The sequence below is a fragment of the Brevundimonas sp. MF30-B genome (assembly GCF_004683885.1).
GTDB lineage: Bacteria > Pseudomonadota > Alphaproteobacteria > Caulobacterales > Caulobacteraceae > Brevundimonas.
The window spans coordinates 734,256-748,612 of record NZ_CP038440.1; the positions used below are offsets into that span (position 1 = coordinate 734,256).

Consider the following 14,357-nt stretch of genomic DNA (forward strand, 5'->3'; position numbering starts at 1 on the left):
CCCCGTTAGGAAATGCCCAGCGGCCCGTAGAGCCAGGTCAGCCAGAGTCCGATCGCCAGGAAGACACCGAACGGCAGGCGGTCGTCGCCCCGCACGGTCCGCCTGAGCAACAGCCGCGCCGTCACCAGGCTGAAGGCGGCCGCGCAGGCCCACAGCAGCACGCTGGGCAGGCCCATCCAGCCGACCCAGGCCCCCGCCGCCCCGAACAGGAAGGGGTCGCCGCCGCCCAGCCCGTCGCGCCCGCGCACCCGGCGATAGGCGAAGGCCAAGAGCCACAGCAGGCCGAAGCCCGCGACGACGCCGACGCCGCCCGCAATCAGGCCCTGCGTTCCGCTCAGCAGCCAGGCGGCGACCAGCCCCGTGACCGCCAGCGGCCAGGTCAGGACGTCAGGCAGCCAGAAATGCTCGCCGTCCACCAGGGCGATCAGCAACAGTTGCCAGCCCAGCACGACGGTCGCCGCCACGGTCATCCAGCCTTGGCCGTTCAGCGCCGCCCAGACGCCGATCAGGGCGGCGGCGGTTTCGATCAGCGGATAGCGCCGTGAAACGGCCGCGCCGCACGCCGTGCAGCGTCCGCGCAGGGCCAGCCAGCTGAACACCGGGATCAGGTTCCAGGGCTTGATCGGCGTCTCGCACGACCGGCACCGCGACGGGGCGAAGACAACGTCCTCCTCGGCCGGCAGGCGCACGCTGACGGCGGCGATGAAGCTGCCGAACACCAGGCCGAGCAAAGCCAGGATCAGGACGACGGCGAGGGTTTCGGCCATGGGCGCTCCGACGGGCTCTCGTCGGGTTTAGCCGCCCCCGAGCGCTACGGCCACGCGATAGGTCACGAAGGACGCCAGATAGGCCAGGCCGAACATGTAGCCCACCATGACCCAGGTCCACTTCAGCGAGTTGGTCTCGCGCCGCACCACGCCTAGAGTCGCCACGCACTGGGGCGCAAAGACATACCAGGCCAGGAAGGACAGGGCCGTGGCCAGCGACCAGTGAGCCGCCAAGGTCGAGGCCAGGGCGCTGACGCCCGCACCCTCGGCGTCGGCGATGGCGTATGTGGCGCCCAGCGCCGCCACCGCGACCTCGCGCGCCGCCATGCCGGGGATCAGCGCCACCACCATCTGCCAGTTGAAGCCGATGGGGGCGAAGATCGGCTCCAGCGCCCGGCCGATCATGCCCGCGAAGGAATAGTCGATGGCCGGCAGGGTCGCGCCCTCGGGCGGATAGGGGAAGGTGGCCAGCACCCACAGCAGGATGACCAGCGGCAGGATGATGCGGCCGGCCCGGACCAGGAATATTCGTGCGCGGAGCCAAAGATTGAAGGCCACGCTGCGCAGGTGGGGCGTTTTGTAAGCCGGGAGCTCCATCATGAAGGGCTCCACCGCGCCTCGCCAGAACACCTTGCGGATCAGCCACGACACGGTCAGGGCGCTGACAATGCCCGCAGCGTAAAGACCGAACATCACCAGCCCCTGCAGATTGGCGAAGCCCCAGACCGTCTCACTGGGAATGAAGGCGGCGATGATCAGGGTGTAGACAGGAATCCGCGCCGAACAGGTCATCAGCGGCGCGACCAGGATGGTGGTCAGCCGATCGCGTTTGGAATCGATCACCCGCGCCGCCATGACGCCGGGAATGGCGCAGGCGAAGCTGGACAGGAGCGGGATGAAGGCGCGGCCGTGCAGGCCCGCCCCGCCCATGATCTTGTCCATCAGGAAGGCGGCCCGGGCCATGTAGCCGAAGTCCTCCAGCGCGATGATGAACAGGAACAGGATCAGGATCTGCGGCAGGAAGACCAGCACGCTGCCGACACCGGCGATGATCCCGTCGACCACCAGGCTCTCAAGGAGTCCGTCGGGTAGAATCGCTGCGGCTCCGACGCCGAGCGCGCCGATCCCAGCCTCGATTCCGTCCATCAGCGGCGCGGCCCAGGCGAAGACGGCCTGAAACATGACGAACAGCAGGGTCAGCAGGATCAGCAGGCCGCCGACGGGGTGCAGCAGCACGGCGTCGATCCGGCCTGTCAGGGTGTCGGGCCGTTCGGGCGGACGCACGCAGGCCTTCATGATGCGCTCGGCCTCGCGGTGGGCGCCGCGCAGCTGGGCGGCGTCCGGCGCCTGCCAGAGATTTTCGCCCGGCGCCCGCGCCGTGTTCTCGATCGTGGCGACCAGATCAGCGATTCCGCGCCGGCGCGTCGCCGTGGTCGTGACGACCGGCAGGCCCAGCTCGGCCGACAACCGCTCCAGGTCGATACGCAGGCCCTGGCGTTCGGCGATGTCGTACATGTTCAGGGCCAGCACGGCCGCACGGCCGACCGTCTTGATCTCGAGCGCCAAGCGCAGGGCGAGGCGCATATTGGTGGCGTCGGCGACGCAGACGATCAGGTCGGGTTCGGGCTCGCCCGCCAGCCGACCCAGCACGGCGTCGCGCGTGACCTCTTCGTCAGGACTGCGCGCGCGCAGCGAATAGGTGCCGGGCAGATCCAGCACCGACAGGGTGCGGCCCGAGGGCGCGTGGATGCGCCCCTCCTTCCGCTCGACTGTCACCCCGGCGTAGTTGGCGACTTTCTGGTGGGCGCCGGTCAGGGCGTTGAACAGGGCGGTCTTGCCGCTGTTGGGCGCGCCGACCAGAGCGATGCGGGCGGAGCGGACGACCATATCCATCAGGCGGGGTCTCCGACTCGCACGGTCAGGCTGGCCGCCTCGTGGCGACGCAGGGCCACGCGCATGTCGTCGACCTTGAGCGCCAGGGGATCGCCGCCAAACAGGCCCTGATGCAGCACCTCGACCGTCGCGCCTTCGACAAAGCCCAGCTCCAGCAGGCGGCGCTCAAGCTCCAGCGCATGATCCATATGGTGACAGTGGTCGCCGACCTGGACGATCACGCCGCGGTCGCCGGGTCGGGCCTGGCTGAGTTTGATGGTGTCGCTCATTGGGAGTCCGTCGCATGCGGCGCCTGGCCGCAGTTACTCCGCCGGTGATTATCAGTCGCAACGGGCGCGCGTCCAGCGTTGGAACCGCTTGCGAGGGTTTGCGGGTGGTTTATTCAGGCCGCCACCCGGAGGTTCGCCCATGCGCTCGATCAGACCGTTCGCCCCGCTGCTCGCCGTTGTCGCCCTGGCGGGTTGCGGCCAGGGCGGAGAGCCCGCCGCGCCCAAGGCGCCGGCGCGTCCGGCGCTGACCGACGCCCAGCGCGAGGCCTTGCTGGCCTCCTTGCCGGCTCCGTACAACGCCGGCGACATGGAGAACGGACGGCGCGCCTTCGCGCGATGCCGCTCGTGTCACACGATCACCGACGGCGGCCCCAACATGACCGGGCCCAATCTATGGGGCGTGTTTGGTCGCGGCGCGGGGTCGCACCCCGGCTACAACTATTCGAACGCGCTCAGGGAGGCGGACTTCGCTTGGGACGCCCAGCGTCTGGACGACTGGCTGGCCAATCCGCGCACCTTCCTGCCGGGCAACAAGATGACCTTCCCCGGCCTGCCGGACGCCTCGGACCGCCGCGACGTCATCGCCTGGCTGAAGGTCGAGACGGGCTATGGGCAGGCGGCGCCGACGGCGCACGCCGCCCCCTGACCTATTCCGCCGCCGCCGGCAGCTTGTCGTTGGCGGTGGCTTCCTGGGCTTCCCATTCCTCGATCTTGCGGGCGGTCCATTCCGGCGACTTGGTGAAGCGCGCCAGCACTCCGTAGATCACCGGGACGACAAACAGGGTCAGCATGGTGGCGAAGATGGCGCCCCAGAAGATGACCACGCCGATGGTCTGGCGGCTGCCTGCGCCCGCACCCTGCCACAGCACCAGGGGCAGGGCCCCGAACGAGGTGGCGATTGCGGTCATGACGATGGGCCGCAGGCGCAGCGAGGAAGACTCGATGATCGCCTCGCGGATGCTTCGGCCCTGGTCGCGCAGCTGATTGGCGAACTCCACGATCAGAATGCCGTTCTTGGCCGCCACGCCGATCAGGATGATCAGGCCGATCTGCGAATAGATGTTCAGGCTGGACCCCGCCATGACCAAGCCGAACAGCCCGCCGGCGGCCGCCAGCGGCACGGTCAGCATGATGACCGCTGGCGTGATCCAGCTCTCGAACTGGGCCGCCAGCACCAGGAAGACGAGCAGCAGCGCCAGGGCGAAGGCCCAGGCCACGGCGCTGCCGGCCTCCTGCTGGTCGCGCGCTGCGCCGCCCCATCGGATGGTGGCCACGCCCTGCGGCTGCTGGGCGGCCTGATCCTCGAGGAAGGCCATGGCGTCGGCGATGGTGGTGCCGGGGTTCAGGTCGGCCTGCAGGCTGATCGAACGCTGGCGGTCCAGGCGGCGGCGGTCGGGCGTGTCGCCCGAGGTCTGAGTCGTGACCACAGACGACAGCGGCACCAGCTGGCCCGCACCAGTCGAAACATAGAGCGCCTGCAGGTCCGAGACCTCTCGGCGGTTGTCGCGGTCGGTCTGCAGGATGACGTCGTATTCCTGACCACCCTTGATGTAGGTGGTCGCCCGGCGCGAACCGAACATGGTCTCGAGCGTGCGCCCGATCTGCTGTGACGACACGCCCAGGGCGGCCGCCTGCTGAGGGTCGACGTCGACCAGCAGGCGCGGCGCGTTGGGCTCATAATTCAGACGCGGGCGCGAGAAGCCCGGATTCTCCAGCGAGGCGGCCAGGATCGGCTGCAGCCAGCGATAGATGTCTTCGTACTCGGACCCCGTCGCGATCAGCTCGATCGAGTTGGAGTTGCCGCCGCCGCGCTGGAAGGCGCCCGGGGTCGAGGCGTTGACCTGGGCGTCGGTCTGGGTGCGCAGCTTGCCGTTCAGCTCCTGGGCGATCTCGTCGGCCGAGCGGTCGCGCTCGGACCAGTCCTTGAGCGTCAGGCTGGCGTTGCCCGAATTGAAGCTGCCGCCGCCGAAGCCGGGGGCCGAGACCAGATAGCTGTCGACCTCGCCGTTCTGCGCGTATTCGGCCAGGATCGGCTCCAGGCCCAGCATGATCCTGCGCGTATAGTCGAAGCCCGCGCCCTCGGGCCCCTGGACCCTGATGCCGACGCGGCCCCTGTCTTCGGACGGCACCAGTTCGTTGGGCAGGGTGAAGAACATGCCCGCCGCCCCGGCCATGACCAGAAGCACCATGCCGGCCACGCCGGCGATGGCGATGCGACGGCCCAGGAGAGCGCCCAGCGATCGCTGATACGACGTCTTGACGCTGTCCATGATCCGATCCACCCGACCCGCGAAGCCGCTGGACCCGCGGGCGGGCTTGAGGATCTTGGACGCCAGCATGGGCGACAGGCTGAGCGCCAGGAAGGCGGAGAAGGCCACCGCCGCCGCGATCGCCGCCGCCAGTTCGACGAACAGGCGGCCGACGTAGCCCGGCAGGAACAGCAACGGCGCGAAAACGGCCAGAAGCACGACGGTGGTGGCCACGACGGCGAAGAAGACCTGCCGGGCGCCGCGCTCGGCGGCGACCAGCGGCGGCTCGCCGTGATCCAGGCGGCGCTGGATGTTTTCGGTCACGACGATGGCGTCGTCCACCACCAGGCCGATGGCGAGCACCAGGGCCAGAAGCGTCAGCAGGTTCAGCGAGAAGCCCAGCGGAGCCAAGATGATGAAGGTCGCCAGAAGACAGATGGGCGCCACCACCGACGGGATCAGCGCTGCGCGCCAGCTGCCCAGGAAGACGAAGTTCACCAGGGCCACCAGGGCTAGGGCTATGCCCATGGTGATCCAGACCTCGTCGATGGCGTGCGAGGTGAACACCGAGTTGTCCGAACCCATCACCAGTTCCGTGCCCTCGGGCAGGGTCGGCTGGATTTCCTCCATCAGAGCGCGGACGCCGTCGGAGATGGCCAGGTCATTGGACTGCGCCTGGCGGGTCACCGCCAGGCCGATCTGGTCCAGACCGTTGCCGCGGAACAGGCGACGGTCTTCGGCGGCCGCCTCTTCGACGCGCGCCACGTCGCCGAGGCGCGTGACATAGGTCGGCTGGCCCTGAATGACGCCCGAAGCGCCACTGCCCGGCTGGGACGCTGCGCCGCCCGTGCCGATCGGCAGCTGGGCGAACTCGGCGGCGGTGGCGTAGTTGCGCGCCACACGCACCGTATAGTCCTTGTCGGTCGACTCCAGCGCGCCGGCCGGCAGCTCGACGTTCTGGGTGCTGAGCGCGTTCTCGACGTCGGTGACCGTCAGACCCCGCGCGCCCAGCGCCGCGGCGTCCAACCATATGCGCATGGCGTAGCGCTGCTCGCCGTAGATCTGAACCTGGGCCACGCCGTCCACGGTCGCCAGGCGGTCGACCAGATAGCGGTCAGCGTAGTCAGTCAGCTCCAGCCGGTTCATGGTCTCGGAGCGCAGGAACAGGATGATGATCGGCTGGCTGTCTGAGTCGGCCTTGGCGACAGTCGGCGGGTCCGCCTGCTGCGGCAGGCGGCCCAGAACGCGGCTGACCCGATCGCGCACGTCGTTGGCCGCATCGTCGATGTCGCGGTCCAGGCTGAACTCGATATTGACGTTGGACCGGCCGTCGCGGCTGGTGGAGTTGATGCGCTGGATGCCCTGGATGCCTGCGATCTGCTGTTCGATCGGCTCGGTGATCCGGCTTTCGATGACCTCGGCCGAGGCGCCGGCGTAGCTGGTGCTGATCGAGACGATCGGCGGATCGACGTCGGGCAGTTCGCGCACAGGCAAGAAGAAGAAGGCGGCCGCGCCGATGACGCACAGCACGATGGCGGCGACGGCGGCGAAGACCGGGCGCCGTACCGAAAGGTCGGACAGCATCATGACGCGGGACGCCCGGCGGCTTGGGGTGCAGCGGCGCGCGCTGCGGGCTGGGCGGCCGCCTGACCGTCCTCGACGCGGATGGGCGCGCCGGGCTGGATGCGGTTCAGGCCGGTCCCGACGATCCGTTCGCCGGCGTCCACGCCCGAGGTGATCTCCACAAAGCCGTTCTCGACCGAGCCGGTGACGACCTCGACGCGTTGGGCGGTCGAGCCGCGCTCGCCGCGCGCGATCCGATAGACGAAGGCGCCCTCGCCCTCGTACTGCACTGCCGATTCAGGCGCGGCCGGCGCTGTGCGGCGGCCCTGCTGGACCGAGACTCGCATTAGGGTGCCCGGACGGATGCGGTTGCCGGGATTGGCGAACTCGGCCCGAGCGGTGATGGCGCGCGTCGTCTCGTCCACCCGCGTGTCGAGCAGGGCGATGCGCCCCGAGAAGGTTTCGCCCGGATAGGCGTCGGCGGTCGCGGTGATGGGCGTGCCCGAGGTCAGAGTGCCCGCGAAACGCTCCGGCACGGGGAAGTCGACCCGGATCACCGAAACGTCGTCCAGGGTGGTGATGACGGCGCCCGGATTGATCAGCGTGCCAGCCGTCACCGTGGTCAGGCCCAGGCGGCCCGCGAAGGGGGCGCGGATCACGCGCTCGCCCTGCTGGACCTCGGCCGCCTGCAGGTTGGCGCGGGCGCGCGCCAGGGCGGTTTCGGCCTGTTCGGCCATCATGCGCGGCGCGAAGCCCCGCTCGGCGAGGGTCGAATAGCGTTCGTAGTCGCGCTCCGCCTCGACGACAGCCGCACGCGCCTCGGCGACGCCGGCGGCCTCCTGCTGAGCCCGCAGTTCCACGAGGGGGGTGCCCGCCGCCACGACCTGGCCGTCTCGGAAAAGCACGCGCGTGATCAACTGCGACGTGTTGGAGGTGATGTTCACGGAACGTCGTCCGCGCGCCACACCCAGCACCTGCAGGCTGTCGGAGAACTCGCGCGGCTGCACCGCCACCTGCGACACCAACTGACCGCCGCCTCGCCCGCCTGGCCCGCCAGGACCCCCCGGTCGGCCGCCCGCATCGTCCGCCAGGGCGATGCGGAGAATCGCCGCGAGGGCCATCAGCCCCACCAAGACGGCGGCGGCGATGATGAAGAAATGTCGCTTGATCACGCGGCGGCGGCTCCGAAACTCATGTCGGCTCGCCATACAGGAGGCCCCTCCCACTGGCGAGATTAAGTCTGTGTAACGATTGGGTGTTCGCGTTCCGTCGCCGCGCCCGTCAGAATCTGCGCCACAAGCCGATCACTGGGCCGGCCGACCGGGGCGTCGAGCGGCCGCCCAGCGCCTGACGCCAGCCCAGCTGGAGGCTCCATGCGCCTTGTCGTCTCACCAGCGACGTCTCGAGCGACAGCCAGCGGGAGCCGGGAACCTCGCCCATATCGTCCCCCTGACCTGCGAAGACCTGGTTCAGCATCATCCAGTCTGCATTCAGATGCGCGCCCATGGTGACGTCCAGCCGCGTCTCGTCCGGCAGATCGTCGCGCAGCCGCCGGGCCGCCTGCAGGTCGAGGAAGCTGCCCTGGGCCGGCCCGATCGGCAGTCCCAGAAGGCCGTCGAACGACCATCCTAACGCCGCCCGACCCTCCCAGTCGCGCCGGCCTAGGCCGGGAGGCGCATAACCTGCGTTGCGCCCGTCGCCGGCATCGGCATAGCCCCCATAGAGGCTGAACGCGCCGCGATCGCTCCGCCAGGCCTGCCAGGTCACTCCGATTTCGGCTGGACCGCGACCGGCGTAGTCGAAGACCGCGTCCTCGCCCCACTGCCAATCGCCCTTGAACTGGAGGGTCAGTCGATCGGCGACGCCGTATTCTGCGAAGATGCCGATCAACTGGTCTTGGCGCGCGCCCAGCAGAGCGACTCGCCCGCCGTCGTTGTCGAAGCCGTCTTGAGCTCGCAGACTTTCGATCTTGACGATGATCTGGCCTTCGCCCTTCGGCTGGGTCCACGGCCCGGCGGCGGCAGGACCGGCGGCGATCACTGTCAGCCAGAGCGCCAGCGGCGCACCGGCGACCCTCAGACGTCGTAGCCCGGCGACTTGCGGTCCAGCTGGCGCAGCGCGCCCGGCCAGGCCAGGGACGAGATGAATCCGATGCCCCGGCCTTGTTCCTTGGTCTCGGCCTGCGCCGCCTCCGGCGCTGTCAACACATGATCGCGGCCGCCCGACAGCGCCGCCACCTGCTGTGCGCAGGCCCGCTCCAAGAAAAAGATGCCGATCCACGCCTGCGCCGCCGTCTCCCCCACCGCCAGGGTACCGTGATTTCTCAGCAGCATCAGCGGCTTGTCCCCAAGATCGGCGACCAGACGCTCTCGTTCGTCATGGTTCAGGGCCAACCCTTCGTAACCATGATACGCAACCTGATGCTGTAGTAAACACGCGTTCTGGCTGATCGGCAGCAGCCCGTGCTGCTGGGCGGCCACGCCCACCCCGTTCACCGTGTGCAGATGGATGACGAACTTGGCGTCTTCGCGCGCGGCATGCACTGCGGAGTGGATGGTGAAGCCGGCTGGATTGATGAAGTTCGTCGTCTCCTGGACGATGGCTCCGTCCAGATCGACCTTCACCAGGGACGAAGCTGTGATCTCATCGAAGTAGAAGCCGTAGGGGTTGATCAGAAAGTGGTGCTCCGGCCCCGGCACGCGCGCCGAGATGTGGGTGAAGATCATGTCGTCCCAGCCGTGCAGGGCGACCAGACGGTACAGGGCCGCCAACTCGACGCGGGTCTTCCACTCTTCTTCGGAGACGTGGGAGGCGAGAGAGAGGGGCGCTCCGTCGGCCATGATGTTCGCTCCTTTGCGAGGCGGTTCGAGGCTCAAGGGTCGCCCTTGGACCGGCCGAAGGTCAAGAGCGCGGCTGGGGCCCCTTGAGCAGGTTTTCGTTAGTGACGTTTTCATCGGTGCGGTTCAAACTGACCTCTCGCTCGGAGCTGTTCTTGACCGCCGCCCCGCCCTTCGAAACGCCCGAGATGTCGGATCTGGAGCCGCTTTTGGCGCTGGCGCGCAGCCGCTCCTGCGACGATCGCCGCGCGCTGATCGACGCCGTATCAACCCTGTGCGAGAGTCAGCGCCCGGACAGGCCCATCCACCCGGCGCTCGCCCAGATATTCCTGGCGCTGGCAGGACAGGCCGAACGGGAGATCCGCCGCGCCCTCGCTGAGCGGCTGGCTCATGTCCATTGGGCCCCGCCCAGCCTCATCAACATGCTGGCCCTGGACGAGATCGAGATCGCGCGCCCGGTCATCGCCGCCAGTCCGCTCCTGGGCGACGCGGATTTGCTGCGCATATTGATCGAGGCGTCGCTGGATCATCAGATCGAGGTTGCGCGGCGGCCAGGTCTCGGCGGAGCAGTGGCCGACGCCATCATCGATCAAGGCGATCCGGCTGTGATGATCGCCCTTTCGGGCAACCGCACGGCTGAGATCGGGGCCGAAGGACTTCGTCGACTGGTTGAGCAGTCGCGCCGCGTCGCCGGGCTGCGGGCCCCGCTGGTCCGCCACCCGCGCCTGACCGAAAGCCTGGCGCGTGAGATGCACCGCTGGATCGGCCAGGCCCTCCAGCAGGCCATCAGCGATCGTTTTCGCATCGACCCCGACGCGCTTTCGAGCGAGATCGACGAGGCGGTCAACAAGGTCATGACCGGCTGGAGCGCTGCGCCTATCGCCTCGCGACGACCCGACGAAGCCGAGCAGGACGAGATGGAGCGTCGGCTGGTGGCCAAGCTGAAGGCGGCGGGACAGCTTCGGCCGGGTTTCGTCGTCCGGGCGGCGATGGAGCGGCGTTTGAGCCTGTTCGAGCACGCCTTGGCCGGCTTGGGCGACCTGGGGCTGGGGCCGGTGCGTGCAGCGGTCCGCGCCGCGACCAGTGCGCGGCCGCTTTATCTGGCCTGCGCCGCCGCTGGCGTCGATCGAGCCGTCTTTCCCGATTTGCTGTCGGCGGTGCGACGCATGACGGGCGGTTTTCCGCGCGGTGAAGAGCGCGACTGGGCCGACGCCTTGAGCCGGGAAACGGCCGCAGCGGCGTTCCGTCGCCTGCCCCCGCCGGATGCGGTGGGTTTGACTTCCGCGTCGCGCTCGGCTGACGTGGCCCGGTGAGCGCGCTTCCCGACTCAGTCCGGCTGGCATTCGTCGCCAGCGAACGCCCCGAAGCCCGCGCAGCGCGGGACCGGCTGGCCGACCGCTACGGCGATGCGCCCGAGGATCAGGCGCAGGTCATCGTCGCCTTGGGCGGGGACGGCTTCATGCTGGAGACCCTGCATCGCAATCTTGGCCGGGGCGCGCCCGTGTTCGGCATGAACCGGGGCTCGGTCGGGTTTCTGATGAACGACTACGCCGAGGACGGCCTGATCGAGCGTCTGGCCACGGCCAAGCGCGCCGACATCCATCCGCTGCAGATGGACGCCTGGACCGAGGCCGACGGGCTGGACGCACGGCCCGAAAGCGGCCTGGCCATCAACGAGGTGTCCCTGCTGCGCCAGACCCGCCAAAGCGCCAAGCTGCGGATAAGCGTCGACGATCAGGTGCGTCTCGGCGAACTGGCTTGCGATGGCTGTCTGGTGGCCACGCCCGCCGGATCGACCGCCTACAATCTGTCCGCCCACGGGCCGATCATCCCGCTGGATGCGCGCATTCTGGCGTTGACGCCGATCAGCGCGTTTCGCCCCCGACGTTGGCGCGGCGCGCTCCTGCCCCACCAGGCCCGGGTGACCTTAGAGGTGCTGGAGGCCGACAAGCGCCCAGTCAGCGCCACGGCGGACAGCTTCGAAGTGCGTCGTGTCATCCGCGTTGAGGTGCGCGAGCGGCGCGACATCGCCCTGACCATGCTGTTCGACGCCGGTCGGTCGTTCGAGGAACGCGTGTTGTCGGAACAGTTCGCCGGCTGATCGGTCATCCCTTCTTAAGTCCAGAGGGAGACACTGGCTGAAGTACAGCAGGAGTCCGCCGTGAGCGCCCAGGTCATCCGTCCGCCCAACACCCTTCGCGCCAAGGTCGGCGGAGGCTTCGCGATCAACGCCGACGCCGTGGCCAAGGCAGAGCAGGCGCTCGCCGCCATGTCCGCCCAGTTCGGCCAATGGCTGGACGATGAGATTGAAAAGCTCGACAAAGCCCAGGCGGACATCCGGGCTCAGGGCTATACCGCACAGACGGCCGAGGCCCTCTATTTCCGCGCCCACGACTTGAAGGGGCTGGGGACCACCTATCAGTATCCGCTCGTGACGCGCCTGGCCGGTTCGCTGTGCAAGATGCTGGATGACCCGGCCAAGCGGCTGGATGCCCCGATGGTGATCCTGGACGCCCACATCGACGCCATCCGCGCGGTCGTGCGCGACAAGATCCAGACCGACGACCATCCGGTCGGCAAGGCGCTGGCGGAGACGCTGGAGGCGCGCGTCAGGGAGCATCTTGGCTAGGGCTTCCGATTTCGCCCCAGCCTTGCCTTGATCCGTGTATAGAGCGCAGCCAATCCGCCCGGCCTGAGGTTCGTCCTCGGCCGGGCGCGGCCGTTTCGGCCGCCTCTGTTCGTCCTGTCAGGTTTCGCATGCCCTTCCCCGCCGTCCACCCCGCGCTCGACCGCGCGCTTTCCGCCAAGGGCTATGCCGAGCCGACGCCGGTCCAGGCCGCAGTGCTCCAGGGCGAGCACGGCGAAGCCGATATGCTGGTTTCGGCCCAGACCGGTTCGGGCAAGACGGTGGCGTTCGGCCTGGCCGCCGCCTCGACCCTGCTGGGCGAGGCCGAGAAGTTTCCGACGGCCGACGCGCCGCTGATGCTGGCCATCGCGCCCACGCGCGAACTGGCGCTGCAGGTCTCGGCCGAGCTGGAATGGCTGTACGGCCAGTCGGGAGCCAAGATCACCACCTGCGTGGGCGGCATGGACGCCCGCAAGGAAGCGCGCGCGCTGAACTTCGGCATCCACATCGTGGTCGGCACGCCCGGCCGACTGAAGGACCACATCGATCGCGGCAATCTCGACCTGTCGGCGCTGAAGGTGCTGGTGCTCGACGAGGCCGACGAGATGCTCGACATGGGCTTCCGCGAGGATCTGGAATACATCCTCGAACAGTCGCCGCCCGAGCGCCGCACCCTGCTGTTCTCCGCCACCCTGGCCCGCGACATCGTCACCCTGGCCAAGCGGTATCAGCGCGACGCTGTGCGCATCGACACCACCGACAAGAGCCAGCCGCACGGCGACATCGAATACCGCGCCATGCGCATCGCGCCGAACGAGATCGAGCACGCGGTGGTCAACGTCCTGCGCTTCTTCGAGGCGCCGGGCGCCCTGGTGTTCTGCTCGACGCGCGATTCAGTGCGTCACCTGCAGTCGTCGCTGCTCGAGCGCGGCTTCTCGTCGGTCGCCCTGTCCGGCGAGATGGGCCAGCGCGAGCGGACCGACGCGCTGCAGGCGCTGCGCGACGGTCGCGCCCGGGTCTGCGTCGCCACCGACGTGGCCGCGCGCGGTCTGGACCTGCCCGACCTGGGCCTGGTGATCCACGCCGAGCTGCCGGTGAACCGCGCCGGCCTGCTGCACCGTTCGGGCCGCACCGGCCGCGCGGGCAAGAAGGGCATCTCCGTGATGCTGGTGCCGCACACGCGCCGCCGCAAGGCCGAGATGCTGCTGAACTCCGCCGGGGTCGATGCGACCTGGGCCGGCGCCCCGACCGCCGACGAAATCCGCGCCAAGGACGAACAGCGCCTGATGTCGGGCTCGGTGTTCGACCTGCCGGTGTCCGAAGAGGACCTGGTCATGGCGCGCCGCCTCATCGCCGAGCGCACGCCCGACGAGATCGCCGCCGCCCTGATCCAGCTGATGAAAAAGGATCTGCCGGCGCCCGAGGAGTTGCTGGACCCCGGTCAGATCCACGCCCCGCGTCGCGAGCGTCGCCCCGAGGGCGGCGAAGACTTCGCCGCGACGCCGTGGCCCGGCGAGCGCCTGCAGCCCGACGAGGTCGTCTGGTTCCGCATGGACGTGGGCCGCAACAAGAACGCCGACCCGAAATGGCTGATCCCGCTGATCTGCCGCGTCGGCCACATCACCAAGAAGGAGATCGGCGCGATCCGGACCTTCCCGGAAGAGACGCGATTCGAGATCGCTAAGACGCACGAGGGCCTGTTCCGAGACGCGCTGAAGAACAGCCCGCGCGACGACGTGACCATCACGCCGTCGGAGGCTCCGACCCAGGGTGGCGGCTACAAGGGCGCCAAGAAGCCGTTCAAGCGCGATGACCGCGAAGGCGGCCGCGACGGCCCCCGCGACGCCGCGCGGCCCTACGCCAAGAAGCCCTTCAACCGCGATGAACGCACCGGCGCCGGTGACAAGCCCGCCTTCGCCAAGAAGCCCTGGGCGCCGGACGCCGCGACGGGCGACGCCCGCCCGCCGTTCAAGAAGAAGCCCTATGCGACGCGCGACGGCGAAGCGGCCCCGGCCGGCGGCAAGCCCTTCGCCAAGAAGCCGTTCAAGCCCAAGGCAGGCTTCAAGCCTGGCGGCAAGCCGGGGTTCAAGAAGGGCGGGAAATTCGCCGGCAAGTCCGGCGGTTGAATGTCGCTCGGCTTGCGTAGCTGACAA

Annotated in this window: 12 protein-coding genes; 5 read left to right on the top strand and 7 right to left on the bottom strand. The window is 68.9% G+C overall.

Annotated features, from left to right (window positions below; genetic code table 11):
• Nucleotides 1–5: 5 nt before the first annotated feature.
• The 3 genes from E4M01_RS03770 to E4M01_RS03780 are packed head-to-tail and all read right to left on the bottom strand — an operon-like array spanning nucleotide 6 to nucleotide 2,929.
• A complete protein-coding gene (locus E4M01_RS03770) occupies nucleotides 6–767 on the bottom strand; it encodes an A24 family peptidase (protein ID WP_135062167.1) in 762 nt (253 codons plus the stop codon).
• A 27-nt stretch (nucleotides 768–794) separates the two neighbouring features.
• On the bottom strand, nucleotides 795–2,660 hold the full coding sequence (locus tag E4M01_RS03775; RefSeq protein WP_135062166.1) for a ferrous iron transporter B: 1,866 nt from the start codon (nucleotides 2,658–2,660) through the stop codon (nucleotides 795–797).
• Nucleotides 2,660–2,929 carry a FeoA family protein gene (locus E4M01_RS03780; RefSeq protein ID WP_135062165.1) on the bottom strand — a complete coding sequence of 90 codons (270 nt, stop codon included), beginning with the start codon at nucleotides 2,927–2,929 and terminating at the stop codon, nucleotides 2,660–2,662. The genes E4M01_RS03775 and E4M01_RS03780 overlap by 1 nt, the downstream gene beginning before the upstream one ends.
• A gap of 139 nt (nucleotides 2,930–3,068) precedes the next feature.
• Here E4M01_RS03780 and E4M01_RS03785 point away from each other — a divergent pair, with 139 nt between their 5' ends.
• On the top strand, nucleotides 3,069–3,575 hold the full coding sequence (locus E4M01_RS03785; protein WP_135062164.1) for a cytochrome c family protein: 507 nt from the start codon (nucleotides 3,069–3,071) through the stop codon (nucleotides 3,573–3,575).
• A 1-nt stretch (nucleotide 3,576) separates the two neighbouring features.
• Here E4M01_RS03785 and E4M01_RS03790 read toward each other — a convergent pair whose 3' ends face one another.
• The 4 genes from E4M01_RS03790 to E4M01_RS03805 all read right to left on the bottom strand — a co-directional run bounded on the left by E4M01_RS03790 (nucleotide 3,577) and on the right by E4M01_RS03805 (nucleotide 9,581).
• A complete protein-coding gene (locus E4M01_RS03790; protein WP_209316097.1) occupies nucleotides 3,577–6,762 on the bottom strand; it encodes an efflux RND transporter permease subunit in 3,186 nt (1,061 codons plus the stop codon).
• On the bottom strand, nucleotides 6,762–7,913 hold the full coding sequence (locus E4M01_RS03795; protein ID WP_135062162.1) for an efflux RND transporter periplasmic adaptor subunit: 1,152 nt from the start codon (nucleotides 7,911–7,913) through the stop codon (nucleotides 6,762–6,764). Before E4M01_RS03795 ends, E4M01_RS03790 begins: the two co-directional genes overlap by 1 nt.
• A 109-nt stretch (nucleotides 7,914–8,022) precedes the next feature.
• A complete protein-coding gene (locus E4M01_RS03800) occupies nucleotides 8,023–8,781 on the bottom strand; it encodes a hypothetical protein (RefSeq protein WP_245158185.1) in 759 nt (252 codons plus the stop codon).
• 35 nt (nucleotides 8,782–8,816) lie between these two features.
• Nucleotides 8,817–9,581 carry a class II aldolase/adducin family protein gene (locus E4M01_RS03805; protein WP_135062161.1) on the bottom strand — a complete coding sequence of 255 codons (765 nt, stop codon included), beginning with the start codon at nucleotides 9,579–9,581 and terminating at the stop codon, nucleotides 8,817–8,819.
• A 152-nt stretch (nucleotides 9,582–9,733) separates the two neighbouring features.
• On the opposite strand from E4M01_RS03805, the gene E4M01_RS03810 reads away from it, so the two are divergent.
• The 4 genes from E4M01_RS03810 (at nucleotide 9,734) to E4M01_RS03825 (ending at nucleotide 14,330) form a co-directional block, all read left to right on the top strand.
• Nucleotides 9,734–10,891, top strand: a complete 1,158-nt coding sequence (locus tag E4M01_RS03810; protein WP_245158184.1) for a DUF2336 domain-containing protein — start codon at nucleotides 9,734–9,736, stop codon at nucleotides 10,889–10,891.
• Nucleotides 10,888–11,679, top strand: coding sequence for an NAD kinase (locus E4M01_RS03815; RefSeq protein ID WP_209316069.1), 792 nt, complete (start codon nucleotides 10,888–10,890; stop codon nucleotides 11,677–11,679). Before E4M01_RS03810 ends, E4M01_RS03815 begins: the two co-directional genes overlap by 4 nt.
• Nucleotides 11,680–11,739: 60 nt before the next feature.
• Nucleotides 11,740–12,207 (top strand): Hpt domain-containing protein, encoded by a 468-nt coding sequence (locus E4M01_RS03820; RefSeq protein WP_167765277.1) that lies wholly within the window; start codon nucleotides 11,740–11,742, stop codon nucleotides 12,205–12,207.
• A 128-nt stretch (nucleotides 12,208–12,335) separates the two neighbouring features.
• Entirely contained in the window at nucleotides 12,336–14,330 is a 1,995-nt protein-coding gene (locus E4M01_RS03825; protein WP_135062159.1) for a DEAD/DEAH box helicase, read from the top strand.
• Nucleotides 14,331–14,357: the final 27 nt, after the last annotated feature.

What these genes read in the sequence shown, in the direction of transcription:
- E4M01_RS03785 (WP_135062164.1), top strand. Translation starts at nt 3,069, where the DNA reads ATGCGCTCGATCAGACCGTTCGCCCCGCTGCTCGCCGTTGTCGCCCTG.
- E4M01_RS03780 (WP_135062165.1), bottom strand. Translation starts at nt 2,929, where the DNA reads ATGAGCGACACCATCAAACTCAGCCAGGCCCGACCCGGCGACCGCGGC.
- E4M01_RS03790 (WP_209316097.1), bottom strand. Translation starts at nt 6,762, where the DNA reads ATGCTGTCCGACCTTTCGGTACGGCGCCCGGTCTTCGCCGCCGTCGCC.
- E4M01_RS03825 (WP_135062159.1), top strand. Translation starts at nt 12,336, where the DNA reads ATGCCCTTCCCCGCCGTCCACCCCGCGCTCGACCGCGCGCTTTCCGCC.
- E4M01_RS03805 (WP_135062161.1), bottom strand. Translation starts at nt 9,581, where the DNA reads ATGGCCGACGGAGCGCCCCTCTCTCTCGCCTCCCACGTCTCCGAAGAA.
- E4M01_RS03770 (WP_135062167.1), bottom strand. Translation starts at nt 767, where the DNA reads ATGGCCGAAACCCTCGCCGTCGTCCTGATCCTGGCTTTGCTCGGCCTG.
- E4M01_RS03775 (WP_135062166.1), bottom strand. Translation starts at nt 2,660, where the DNA reads ATGGATATGGTCGTCCGCTCCGCCCGCATCGCTCTGGTCGGCGCGCCC.